This window comes from uncultured Thiothrix sp., from assembly GCF_937873765.1.
Lineage (GTDB): Bacteria > Pseudomonadota > Gammaproteobacteria > Thiotrichales > Thiotrichaceae > Thiolinea.
In genome coordinates this window covers 76,919-89,403 of the sequence record NZ_CALMZC010000050.1, presented here as the reverse complement: position 1 = coordinate 89,403, position 12,485 = coordinate 76,919, and the positions used below count along the sequence as shown (strand labels likewise).

The 12,485-nt window shown below is 43.9% G+C and carries 14 protein-coding genes; 9 read left to right on the top strand and 5 right to left on the bottom strand.

The genetic code is table 11. The features are described 5' to 3' along the window. Positions 1-112 precede the first annotated feature (112 nt). Positions 113-358, top strand: a complete 246-nt coding sequence (locus Q0307_RS14655; RefSeq protein ID WP_298661555.1) for a type II toxin-antitoxin system VapB family antitoxin — start codon at positions 113-115, stop codon at positions 356-358. Beyond that, positions 355-618: a type II toxin-antitoxin system VapC family toxin gene (locus tag Q0307_RS14650; protein WP_298661554.1), complete on the top strand. Its 264-nt coding sequence runs from the start codon at positions 355-357 to the stop codon at positions 616-618. The genes Q0307_RS14655 and Q0307_RS14650 overlap by 4 nt, the downstream gene beginning before the upstream one ends. Before the next feature lie 323 nt (positions 619-941). On the opposite strand, the gene Q0307_RS14645 is transcribed toward Q0307_RS14650, so the two are convergent. The 3 genes from Q0307_RS14645 to Q0307_RS14635 form a co-directional block, all read right to left on the bottom strand. Next, positions 942-1,649, bottom strand: a complete 708-nt coding sequence (locus tag Q0307_RS14645) for a hypothetical protein (protein ID WP_298661553.1) — start codon at positions 1,647-1,649, stop codon at positions 942-944. Between the two features lie 176 nt (positions 1,650-1,825). After that, the gene (locus Q0307_RS14640) at positions 1,826-3,118 is read right to left on the bottom strand and encodes a VWA-like domain-containing protein (protein ID WP_298661552.1); all 1,293 of its coding nucleotides are present in this window, start codon (positions 3,116-3,118) and stop codon (positions 1,826-1,828) included. Next, positions 3,111-4,154: a MoxR family ATPase gene (locus tag Q0307_RS14635; protein WP_298661551.1), complete on the bottom strand. Its 1,044-nt coding sequence runs from the start codon at positions 4,152-4,154 to the stop codon at positions 3,111-3,113. Before Q0307_RS14635 ends, Q0307_RS14640 begins: the two co-directional genes overlap by 8 nt. 239 nt (positions 4,155-4,393) lie before the next feature. Between Q0307_RS14635 and Q0307_RS14630 the strand changes: the two genes are divergently transcribed. Beyond that, the gene (locus Q0307_RS14630; protein WP_298661550.1) at positions 4,394-4,618 is read left to right on the top strand and encodes a hypothetical protein; all 225 of its coding nucleotides are present in this window, start codon (positions 4,394-4,396) and stop codon (positions 4,616-4,618) included. A gap of 104 nt (positions 4,619-4,722) precedes the next feature. On the opposite strand, the gene Q0307_RS14625 is transcribed toward Q0307_RS14630, so the two are convergent. Next, entirely contained in the window at positions 4,723-4,887 is a 165-nt protein-coding gene (locus Q0307_RS14625) for an oxidoreductase-like domain-containing protein (RefSeq protein WP_298661549.1), read from the bottom strand. 178 nt (positions 4,888-5,065) lie between these two features. Next, entirely contained in the window at positions 5,066-6,013 is a 948-nt protein-coding gene (locus Q0307_RS14620; protein WP_298661548.1) for a LysR family transcriptional regulator, read from the bottom strand. Positions 6,014-6,165: 152 nt separating this feature from the next. Here Q0307_RS14620 and Q0307_RS14615 point away from each other — a divergent pair, with 152 nt between their 5' ends. From Q0307_RS14615 to Q0307_RS14590, 6 genes are all read left to right on the top strand, one after another. Then, the gene (locus tag Q0307_RS14615; protein WP_298661547.1) at positions 6,166-7,587 is read left to right on the top strand and encodes a form I ribulose bisphosphate carboxylase large subunit; all 1,422 of its coding nucleotides are present in this window, start codon (positions 6,166-6,168) and stop codon (positions 7,585-7,587) included. Positions 7,588-7,605: 18 nt separating this feature from the next. After that, positions 7,606-7,959 carry a ribulose bisphosphate carboxylase small subunit gene (locus Q0307_RS14610; RefSeq protein ID WP_298661546.1) on the top strand — a complete coding sequence of 118 codons (354 nt, stop codon included), beginning with the start codon at positions 7,606-7,608 and terminating at the stop codon, positions 7,957-7,959. A 96-nt stretch (positions 7,960-8,055) separates the two neighbouring features. After that, the gene (locus Q0307_RS14605) at positions 8,056-8,862 is read left to right on the top strand and encodes a CbbQ/NirQ/NorQ/GpvN family protein (protein ID WP_298661545.1); all 807 of its coding nucleotides are present in this window, start codon (positions 8,056-8,058) and stop codon (positions 8,860-8,862) included. A 15-nt stretch (positions 8,863-8,877) separates the two neighbouring features. Then, entirely contained in the window at positions 8,878-11,208 is a 2,331-nt protein-coding gene (locus Q0307_RS14600) for a VWA domain-containing protein (protein WP_298661544.1), read from the top strand. A gap of 18 nt (positions 11,209-11,226) precedes the next feature. After that, entirely contained in the window at positions 11,227-11,526 is a 300-nt protein-coding gene (locus Q0307_RS14595) for a hypothetical protein (protein ID WP_298661543.1), read from the top strand. A gap of 327 nt (positions 11,527-11,853) precedes the next feature. Beyond that, positions 11,854-12,444: a hypothetical protein gene (locus tag Q0307_RS14590; RefSeq protein ID WP_298661542.1), complete on the top strand. Its 591-nt coding sequence runs from the start codon at positions 11,854-11,856 to the stop codon at positions 12,442-12,444. Positions 12,445-12,485: the final 41 nt, after the last annotated feature.

Sequence of the window (12,485 nt, the reverse complement as noted above, 5' to 3'; positions counted from 1 at the left end):
GGTCATTGGCGAATTCATTAATCAGATGTTTTTCAACTCTTCTGGTGCATGACCCCTTACACTTTCTGTATAGAGTATATAATTTTTACTGCATTCTATACGGAGTTTTATCATGCCTTTAAGTATTCGTAATGAGCGAGCTGAGCTGTTAGCACGAGAAGTAGGTGTTTTAACGGGTAAAAGTCTGACGCAAGTCATTATTGATGCTTTGGAGGAAAAGTTGGAGCGCTTAAAGGGGTCTCGTTTGCCTAGCAATACTTTCGAGGAGGTGATGGCTATTTCTCAGCGTTGCAGTGCTTTGCCAGACTTGGATCAGCGTAGCACTGATGAGATTTTGGGCTATAATGCAGTATCGTGATTGAAGCCCGCACGGGAGAAGCTGGTGGGCGCGAGTTGGATTTATTATTGCATCGCTTACAAATTGAAATCGTTAGCTTAAGCCCCGAACAAGCCCAATTAGCCCGTGAAGACTTGCGCAAATTTGGCAGAGGTTGCCATAAAGCCGCTTTGAATGTTGGTGATTGTTGTTCTTATGCCCTAGCGCGTTATACGGGTGAGCCTTTGTTGTTTAAAGGGGATGACTTTAATTATTCGGATATTGGGTGGGTGAGTTGGTAGGATTATTACTGAGAACCAATAAGAGATTTATTATTACAGCGTTAGGATTAAGAAAGAGAGTTTTTTTCTCCTTCAATTTTAGAGATTTATTTAGCAGTGAGTATCAGTTTTTTTGTATCCATGATTTGCCTTTAAACAGAGATATTTTGTACAGGCACTGTGTACAACAGATTATACAGGATTAGAGCCATTAAATACTAGCTGTCTTAATTTCATAAACTTAGGTAAGCACTCAGAGCTAGTGATGTAGAGAGGTTTAAAAATATTAGATTCATAAAATTATTAGTGAGTTTATTAGTTATAAATCTTTTAGTTTCTCTAAACTACATTTGGCTTTTCTTTACTTCGCCATATATTTCAAAAAAGTTAAAACTAGCTAAATCATGAAAATCCACAATAATTGTTGATTGTTTTTTATTGATTAACTCAGATATAACAGGCATATCTTTAGAGAAATCTTTTTGATTATAATAACGAGATTCATATTTTTGCCAAAAATCTTTTTCAACTTTGACAAGCAATAATGACGTACTACCTATAATATTTTCTTTTATTCCATGATATATCATGCTGCCATATAGTATTTCTATTTTATCAATAGTATTCTTTTTTAATATCCAGACAGACCAGTCTATTAGGCCTTCTCCACTTACATATAGTGTCTTATCGACCTGATTAACAATGAAATCTTTACCTTTTTCAAAAGTTTCATACATAGTTGCGATGCATGGTGTCTTTTTATTTGAGTAATAATTAAAAGTAACTTTTACATTATGAATTGAGTTTTTATTTAATAAAGAAGTATTAAATAAAATATAGTATTCGGTATTTATATGCGCTTTGGGTCTTTCAATTTTTAGTCTAGGATCAGGATAAAATTCTATATTTTCCTCTCTCGGTTCAGAGTTAATTAATATATCATTGGTTTTGTTTTTTTTAATGAAGGTAATGAAGGATATTATTATTGTTGGGATAGCAACTAATATCCCACTAAATAACCATTCTTTATTTTCAAAAATCCATTGCCACATATTAGTCCTTAAAATAAATTAAAAATACTATTTTTATCATTAGTAGATATATAAAAAATATGCATATACAAATTGTATTTAAGTGCTATTTTAGTGGCGCTAATTTCATTATAAAATTATACAGCCTACCTGTGCTGCTTTAAAGTATTTTTAGCCAGAGACTCAACAAACACCCCTCAATTCCACCCCACCCGAACTCCCCAAGGCACATCCCTCCCACCCTTCACCAACCACAACACCGGATAATTCGGCATTATTTTAGGAAATAACCCCGCCGCATCGGTGAAATAAATTAAAATATCTGGCTGTTGATCTTGTTGATTCACCCAATCAAATACGGGACGAAAATCGGTGGTTCCGCCACCCACTAAAGTTTCAGGCAAAGTGATTTCTTCCCAAGGCTCGAAACTTAAAGGAAAGCCTTTCACGATTTCCGCATCACAGGCTAATAAAGTCACACGTGCATGCACTTGCCCTTTAAGCGTATTAATTTCAGTTAAGCATTCTTGCAGTTCTGTATCGCTAATCGAGCCACTGACATCCAAGACCACCACCGCATGTAATTGTTGGCTTTTGAGGCTAGGGAAAATCGCTGGATTGCCGCGCCGTGTGGACGGGCGGGTGTAGCTATAATCATCCCGCGCCAAGCCGGTTAGATAATGCGCCAATAAATGTCGCCACTGTAAACGCGGACGCAAATGCGCTTGCACCAAACGCTGCATAATGCTACTTAATTTACCGGCTTGTTCGGCTTGTTGTGCCGCACCCGCCAAGCGTTGTTGCCATTGAACTGCCAACTCTTCTGATTCTTGAGGTGTTAACGGCGGTGGAGGTTGTCCACCATTAGCCACTGGCTCAAATTCGGCTTGCTCGGGTTTGGGTTTGGATGCATTCGCTTCGCTCACCTGTTGTACATCCGTATTTTGCGGCTGATCAGTATTGTCTTTAGGTTTGTGCTGATTGAGTGGATTGCTTTGCTGATCTTGCCCACTTTCGCTGGGGTTATCTTCTTTATCGTACCAATGCTGATCGAGCGTTTCTGAGTGGTCATTGTCGGCAATGCAGGGATAAATCTCCTCAGCGGTCAGCCCCACATATTCTTTGAGCAGGATCATGCCGGGCGGCGCTTTCAAACCTTCCTCGACCAAAATTGGATTAATCGCATAATCACAGGCCAAATCCCAACGATGTTTTACCCGATGCTGGCGCCGCGCAAAATGCCCCAAAGCACAATGCAAGGCTTCATGTGCCAACACAAATTGCAATTCATCGGCACGCAATTCGGCAATATAAGCAGGATTATAATAAAACTTGCGCGCATCGGTTCCGGTGGTCGGACACCAAGCTGGATTCGCTACTTGCAACGGCAAACGCAACACCAACGCACCTAAAAACGGTCTATCCAAAATTAAACGGGTACGCGCTGTAACCAGCTTATCTTCAACGGCTTGGGGGGATAAGTCAGCCATAGAGCATCACATCGCCAATGCTTTCCGCCCAAGGCGCAAATTCCGGTACGCTAAACATTGGATCACCTACTGCCCGCAATAAATCCGACACCAACATCACACCCATTTCGCGCAAGGGCAAGACTTTGGCGTAATTCAAAATATGACCATAGACTTGTAGCGCATCAGGGCTATGTTTGGAGCGAATCGCCCGTCCCACTAAGGCTGAGGCCACAGCATATTGTAAGTCTACTTCTTTGGGTGTTTTTACGTTTTCGCCACGTAAAATTGCATCCAAGTCAGGCATTTGGTGCAAATGATCCACGAAAGCTTTTAACTCAATGCCTGCTGCTGAGCCAACACAGGCTTGGAGCGTGTTTAAGAGCAGTGGAGGAGAACTAGCAAACTTTTGCAAGGCACGATGCGCGAATTCCCATGAACGCGGGCTTGGGAAAGCTACTGGGTTATGCGCCGCATCGAATTTGAATAAGAGTTCAGGTCGAAAGCGCAAAAAACCAATAATGCGCTCATCGATCTGATGCTGGTAAGCCCAAGCCACCCAATCATCCAGATTTAGCTCCACTTCAAAATGCGAAAAGCGATTCGCAAGTGGTGCAGGCATAGTATAAGTCACACCACGATCACCTTGACGATTACCCGCTGCAAAAATCGCCCAACCCTCTGGCACGCTATAGTCACCCAAGCGCCGATCTAGAATTAATTGATAGGCAGCCGCTGAGACACTCGGCACAGCGGAGTTAATTTCATCGAGAAATAAAATCCCCTGTGCACCGTGGCGTTCTTTATTGGGTAACATAGCGGGAATAGCCCACTCCACCAAATTTCCTTCACGAAACGGAATTCCGCGTAAATCGCTAGGTTCCATTTGCGACAAACGAATATCAATCACCCGCACATGATGCCGCTGTCCCACTTGTGCCACGAGCTGTGATTTGCCGACACCGGGTGGCCCCCAAAGCATGACAGGGGTATGGCTACCTTGCAGAGTAGCGAGAAATTCTTGATCTAATACAGAACTGAGCAGCGAAGGACGCATAATGAGCCTTGGTGGTAAAGAGCTTGACCCCATTAAAGCAAATCTTGGCGAGTGCGCTTATTAGACTGAAGGGATAGGCTCCAATTAAAAATTAAGTAAATCTGTTGGAACTGAGCAGGTGTTCACTGAGTCTATTATTGCAGTGCAGCATTTTTTGGGAGGATTTGAACTTAGCTTATTATTGCTGCGACGCAGCAATATAAGGAGATAGATTTAAATAACAATAGGTGAGTTTAGCGATGAAAAACTTTGTCTTACTAGGTAGTTTATGGAAACGAGCAGTCGAGTTCGTGAGTGAGGCACAAGCTGATCAATATATTGTACAGCGTTGCCAAGGTATTGATTATGAAAAATGTTCTGCAGATGAAGTGGATTCACGCTTTGCAGGATTGCAAAAGAAGTACTTAAGCTATGACCACAGCCAATACCCTATTCGGGGCGTGATTGTCATCCAAAGTGCTTAAAGTCTTGCCGCTACTATCACTGGAGTCTAAGAAGAGCGATAGTTCGATGCTCAATTTATTGATGCCGCTTGCGACAAAGTGCGGCATTTTAACTACTTAATACATTAACTACTCGAACTACTTGCCTTGTCGGCCTCTGCTTGCGCTTGCTGCTGTTCCTGCCACTTACGTAGATCTTCATAGTAAATATCCCAAACACAAGGATCACAACCACTTTCGCAACATTCATTAGGGGTGGGCGGAATAGGGGCTTGGTTGGTTTCATTCATAAGCTTTATACCTAAAAAATAAGATGCGATTCTAGCAACAACCTACTCAGATCAAAGATGGCTCGGATATTCTCTAAAGTAAGTACATTCAGCTTGCTGGCACCGATTGTGTGGAAGTTTAATTTATAATGTGCGTCATGTCTGTTGAGATCTTTGGTCAGTAGGAGCTGTGATTGCGCTAGTCTAAGCTATTTTTAGAGTAGGCTTCATAATCAGAGGGCGGTTTCTGAATAAATCGGGGCGCTTCTTTCAGAACAAATTTTCTAAATTCATGTGCAATGGGGGAGAGCTTTTTACTTTTACGCATCACTATATGCCAATAGCGTCGGATCGGGAAATGCTCGACATTTAAAATGACTAAGCGCCCACTTTCTAGTTCTGGTTGAATAGTATGTAATGAGACAATACCCAGCCCTAAGCCTGCTTCTACAGCATGTTTAATCGTCTCATTGCTCCGCATCTCGATCGTGTTTTTACAAGATGTATTATATTTGTGGATATGCCGTTCAATGGCACTACGTGTACCTGAACCTTTTTCACGTAAAATAAAGCGTTCAGCTAGCACTGTTTCTAAGCTAAGTAATTGGGGTGTATGTGCAAAAGGGTGAGTAGGTGTGGCGATGACGACTAATGGGTTTTCCATCAGTCGTTGTGAATGTAAACCACAACCTTTAGGAGGTTCTCCCATAATAACCATATCGGGTTCATAGTTTTCAAGTTGGTCAAGTAAGTGATGGCGATTAGTAACATCTAAGGTAATATTAATATCGTCATGAATTTTTGAAAACTCCGCCAGTAGCTGTGCTACAAAGTAATTAGCTGTCGTTGCGACTGAAATAATTAAATGTCCGCCTTTAGTACCCTTTAATTCCTTCATAACACCTAACATGTCATTGTGAGCTTGTAGTACTCGGCTTGCATAGCGCAATAGTTCACGGCCAGTCGCGGTTAAGCACATCTTTTTTCCTTGGCGCTCGAACAAACTAAGACCGCTATCCTCTTCCATCTGTTTAATTTTCATAGAAATGGCAGGCTGTGTCATAAACAGCTTTTCAGCAGCTCGTGTGTAGCTTTCATACTGCGCTACCGCTTCAAAAATTCGCAGTTGACTGAGGGAGTAAGACATAAGTTCACCTTAACTATAAGCATTGCTTATGTTTATTAATTCAATTATTGAGTTTTAATTATATAAGCATTTTGTAATACTAGGAAGATTCGAGCAAGCTTGCTTGCTATGTAAACTAAATTTTCCTAACTAATCTCGCTAGAGAGGCTTTCATGGCAGTTAAAACTTATAACGCGGGTGTAAAAGAATACCGCGAGACCTATTGGACTCCAGAGTATGTTCCACAAGATACTGATATCTTGGCTTGCTTCAAAGTTACTCCCCAACCGGGTGTATCGCGTGAAGAAGTTGCCGCTGCGGTTGCTGCAGAATCTTCTACTGGTACGTGGACTACAGTATGGACGGATCTGTTAACTGATCTGGATTATTACAAAGGTCGTGCTTATGCCATTGAAGACGTCCCCGGTGATGACACCTGCTTCTATGCGTTTGTGGCTTACCCTATCGACTTGTTTGAAGAGGGTTCTGTTGTAAACGTTTTGACCTCTCTAGTCGGGAATGTATTTGGCTTTAAGGCACTCCGCGCCTTGCGTTTGGAAGATGTACGCTTCCCGATTGCTTATGTCAAAACTTGCGGTGGCCCACCTCAGGGTATCGAGGTCGAGCGTGACATTATGAATAAATATGGTCGTCCATTACTCGGATGTACCATCAAACCAAAGTTAGGTCTGTCCGGTAAAAACTACGGTCGTGCAGTTTACGAATGCTTACGAGGTGGTCTGGACTTCACCAAAGACGATGAAAACGTCAATAGTCAGCCATTCATGCGCTGGAGGCAGCGTTTTGATTTCGTCATGGAAGCTATCGAGAAAGCTGAACGCGAAACGGGTGAGCGCAAAGGTCACTATCTGAACGTGACAGCACCCACTCCAGAAGAAATGTACAAGCGTGCCGAATATGCTAAGGACATCGGTGCACCCATCATTATGCACGACTATCTGACTGGTGGTCTGACCGCGAATACAGGCCTAGCAAATTGGTGTCGCGACAATGGTTTGTTGTTGCACATCCACCGTGCGATGCACGCGGTACTTGACCGTAACCCACACCACGGTATCCACTTCCGTGTGTTAACTAAGATATTGCGTTTATCAGGTGGTGACCATCTGCATACGGGGACTGTTGTCGGCAAGCTTGAAGGTGATCGTGCCTCTACCTTGGGCTGGATTGACTTGTTACGTGACAGCTATATCAAGGAAGATCGCTCACGCGGTATTTTCTTCGATCAGGATTGGGGTTCTATGCCTGGTGCATTTGCTGTCGCATCTGGTGGTATCCACGTATGGCATATGCCAGCTTTAGTCACTATCTTCGGTGATAACTCAGTTCTGCAATTCGGGGGGGGTACACTGGGGCATCCATGGGGGAATGCAGCCGGTGCGGCGGCTAACCGTGTTGCTTTAGAAGCCTGCGTAGAAGCACGTAACCAAGGTATTGCTATCGAAAAAGAAGGCAAGGATGTATTAACACGTGCCGCCGCGTCCAGCCCAGAACTGAAAATCGCTATGGAAACATGGAAAGAGATCAAGTTCGAGTTCGATACTGTTGACAAGCTGGACATAGCCCACAAGTAATTTTCTGGAGTTGATACCATGAGTGAAATGCAAGATTACAAAAGCCGCCTGTCTGATCCGGCAAGCCGCAAATTTGAAACCTTTTCGTACTTACCTGCCATGACGGATGAGCAAATCCGTAAGCAGGTACAGTACATTGTTAATAAGGGCTGGAATCCAGCGATTGAACATACCGAAGTAGAAAATGCTTTCGACCATTATTGGTATATGTGGAAACTGCCTATGTTTGGTTCTACTGACGTGGATGCGATTCTAGCTGAAGCTGAAGCCTGCCATAAAGCTAATCCAAACCATCATGTACGTTTGATTGGCTATGACAACTTCGCACAATCACAAGGTGCATCCATGGTTATCTACCGGGGTAAAATGTAAGGGTTCATCCTTGCCTTAACCCGGTAAAACCGGATACTAAAACCCCTGTCCGGCAACGACAGGGGTTTTTCATTTGGCTTGCTACAGGACATTCTCATGTCATCTAACATCGAACAGTACACTGTTAAACATAAACCGTTTTACCGTCCGGTCGCCAATGAGATCGAATTGTATGAGGCGGCTTATAGTGCGCGCATGCCCATCATGCTTAAGGGGCCAACCGGTTGTGGCAAATCGCGTTTTGTCGAATACATGGCTTACAGGCTTGGCCGTCCCCTAATTACCGTCGCCTGTAACGAAGATATGACGGCTTCTGATTTAGTGGGGCGTTTCTTGCTGGACAAAGATGGTACAAAATGGCAGGACGGCCCCCTGACATTAGCTGCTCGTATAGGAGCAATTTGCTACCTTGATGAAGTAGTGGAGGCTCGCCAAGATACTACAGTCGTGATTCACCCACTCACTGACCATCGTCGCCAGTTACCGCTGGATAAAAAAGGGGAAATGGTTGAAGCACACCCTGATTTTCAATTGGTGATCTCCTATAACCCGGGTTACCAAAGCTTAATGAAAGATTTAAAGCAATCTACGAAACAGCGTTTTGCTGCACTCGATTTTGATTATCCAGCCGCCGCGATTGAAACTGAAATTGTAGCGCGTGAGACGGGTGTTGATAGTAAGACTGCAGAAAAACTGGTACAGATTGCCCACCGTGCGCGCAATCTCAAAGGACATGGTTTAGATGAGGGGATTTCAACGCGCTTACTAGTCTACGCAGGCCAATTGATAAGCAAAGGGGTCAATCCGCTGGCAGCTTGCTCCATGACCTTGGTATGTCCACTGACAGATGATCCAGACATGCGAGATACACTTGACGCAGCAGTGAATACATTCTTTAGCTAGTAACAAGGTGATGCCATGACCCTTAACCTCGAAGCCTATCGTGTTTGTCTAGCTAAAGCTGCCCCAGAACGTTTGGCAACCCTTGACTCTATTTTTCACGAAGCTGCGCGTATGATGTCGCCTGCTGGCTTAAGTGATTATATGGAAGGTGGAAAAGGCCTGTGTAATCTCGGGCGTGGTAGCGATTTGGTATTCAGCTATCTGGAAAACATGCCCGCAGTGGTCAAGGAGTGTGGGGATGATATTATCCGTGATGCCTTAACTTCAGCTATGAAATTGGCTTCGATGGTCTCTGGTGAAGTCGTGGCTCTAGTATTTGCCAGTTTACCAACCGCTGCAAGGCGTTTGGGAGATGCTCAACTGGTACGAGCCTACCTGCAATTGCTGCACCAAATTTCAGCAAAAGCACCGCGTGGCTTACGTCCAATGCTCAATCATATTGATGAATTACTTGGCAAACTGACGCTGGGTGGTTTGCGACGTTGGGCCTTGTTTGGTGCGGAGGCCTATCGCCGCGACCTGAATAACTTGCATAAATATTTTAATCTGGAAACGCAAGATTCACTAGCGATGATCCAGAAAGAGCGGCGTGGCATTTTATTCATTGATGTACAGCGTAAGCTCAATTTCTATCTGCGAGCTTTGTGGGGACGCGATTTCTTCTTACGCCCAGTTGCATCAGATGCAGGGGGCTTTCACCCCTATATTCAAGCACAGGTCTTGCATTTGCCAGATGCTGTAGATGAGATTCAGGGTATTAGCGGGATGGAGTTATTCCGTGCTATCGCTGCCCATCTTGCAGCACATATTATGTATACCCGAGCTGCCATTAATAGGCAGGAACTTTCCCCTGCCCAAATGTTTTTCATCGGGATGGCGGAAGATGCAAGAGTTGAATATAACGCGGTAACAGCCTTTCCCGGTTTAAAGACGTTATGGGTTAAGCTTTTAAGCATCACATACAGCGATCAACCCGAACATCCGACCCTGCTAATGCTGGAAAAAACTGCTTTTGCATTGTTGGAGTCTAGTCATAAAACCGGCGACCTTGCCCTTGATACAGTAGTAGAAAAATTTCACAGCCAAATTGAAAGCAATAGGATGAATGGGATGTTCGCTTGGCATATTGGCTTGGAGTTATTTAATATTTTTGCCAACCGTCGCGATGTACCCTCCTTACGGATTTTGGAAAATATCCGTATCCCTTATCGGGATGACAACCGTTTCGTTTGGGAATATGCTGAATTTGCGTGGGAACATGGCGCTGAATACTTGCCCACTAGCCAACGACAGGTACGCAAATATGTTTCCGCGATAGAAATGGCGAATGAGGTCGATTGTGAGCTGGCGGGTGATGATGCGCAGGAAGTTTGGACTTGTGCAACTGAGTTTTTCCCATACGAGGATAAGGGGGTCAGCTACAATCAGATGTGGGGTAAGGAACCTATCTCTGACCCGTTTCATTATCAAGAATGGGATTATCAAGTACAACTGTACCGCCCTGATTGGGTGACGCTCTATGAACGCCGCCCAAAGAAAGCTGATCCAGCAAGCATTGACAAAATTCTAGTTGAATATCGTCCGATTGCGTTTCGCATCAAACAGCTTATTGATCTGCTACAACCAGCAGGTGTGCAACGGCTGCGCGGTCTGCAAGATGGCGATGAAATCGATCTAAATGCTGCTATTGATGCTATGGTGGATATTCGCATGGGAATGCAACCCGATACTCGCATTACTATGCGCAATGTGCTTAAAAATCGTGACTTAGCCGTAGTGATTTTGTTGGATTTATCGCAATCCACGAATGAGAAAATGGGCGATTCCGACAAGACTGTATTGGAGTTAACCCGTGAAGCGGCCACTTTGGTCGCGACCGCCATTCATGGTATCGGTGATCCATTCGCTATTCATGGTTTTGCCTCGGATGGTCGTCATGATGTGCAGTATTTCCGTTTCAAGGACTTCAAAGATCATTTCAACGACGATACCAAAGCACGCTTGGCAGGAATGAGCGGGCAACTTTCTACTCGTATGGGGGCGGCCATGCGCCATGCTGCGCAGCATCTGCTCAAGCAACCCGAGCGTAAAAAATTATTACTGGTGGTCACGGATGGTGAACCCGCCGATATTGATGAGCGTGATCCACAACATCTACGTTTCGATACTAAAAAAGCGGTAGAAGAGCTGTATAGCAAAGGTGTGTTATCGTACTGCCTGACTTTAGATCGCAATGCTGACGAATACGTCAAACGTATCTTCGGGCAAAACCACTACACCATTGTAGATCAGGTAGAGCGCTTGCCGGAGCAATTGCCCTTGCTATTCGCTAGTCTCACTAAATAAACTCAACGCAGGAACACCATGAGCGGACAATACGCAGGTTTACAAAGTGATGCACAATTTGGTATGAGTCCAGTAGGAACGCTGATTCGTGATGCGTGGATTTTTGGTATACTACCCGAAACCGAGCAATGTGCAGGCTGGAACGCGGGAATGTTACAAAACCTATACGAAAAAGTTCATGCAGAATGGTCAAAGTACGGGCATTTACCCAGTCGCCTACCACCAGAGTTGCAGCAACGCCATGAAAAAATTCACGCGCATGCTATGGCAAAAGCGCGTGCATTAGGCTGGAATGCGGAACTAGATGAAAATGATTAATGGTCTATTATAAATGGATTTGGTTTAATCAAACTAGCTTTGAGCTAATCAATACCAATTGATAGGATGAGCACTAATGGGCAATGCGCGCTATTTGCGAATAGTGTTTTGGTAAAAGATCGTTATACTAATTCCGCTAATGTATCTGTTGGGTTCCTGTCCGGTTTATTAACCATAGGATAGTGATCTGTCCAAATAATTAATAATTTTTAACTTAGGCTGCGGTTTTTTCTTAAAAAGTAATACTTAAGGGCGGGTAATAGCTAAGCTTACAGTTTATTACCTCTGTTATGCTGTTAATAGCCATTTATCGAGGAATTCCATACCATGCACAAAATTAATTTAGGGCTGTTGCTGTTTAGCTTAGCTAGCAGTGCTTTCGCTCAGGGCAACTACAGTTTTCCTATGAGTCCAACACCTGCTTATCCTACATTGGCTCCTAACAGCGCTTATTATCCATTCTCGCCAAATTATACAATGTATCCTTATACGATGCAGAATCCCTACTATGTACAGTCGTTGCCAGTACCCTATGCAGTTTATCCCAATAATGCACCAGTAAGAACACCTTATATAAATTCGATGCCTACTGCTACCCCTAGTTACACTTACACCAGTCCTTATAATTCGAGTCAACCTGCTATGCCAGGTCCGAAACCTGCCCCAGCTCCACAAGTAAAAAAAGAAACTAAATCTTGGGGTGATACGCGCTATATTTGGCCTGATTTTTATACTGATCAGACTTCGGATATGTGGGATAAAATGATTAATGCGCCGCATGATTTGGGCTATATGCCCGGTGGTTGGCGTTTTCCTTCTTTTAGCTCACCTGATCCAGTGACGGTCGGGGATGCAGTCGCTAATCAAATGCCACCAGTGGCGGAAGAGGTTCCTAATTTTATGAATTTTACTAACTAAATTTAGCCAGTGCTTCACAGAAGAGCACGCATTGACAATGA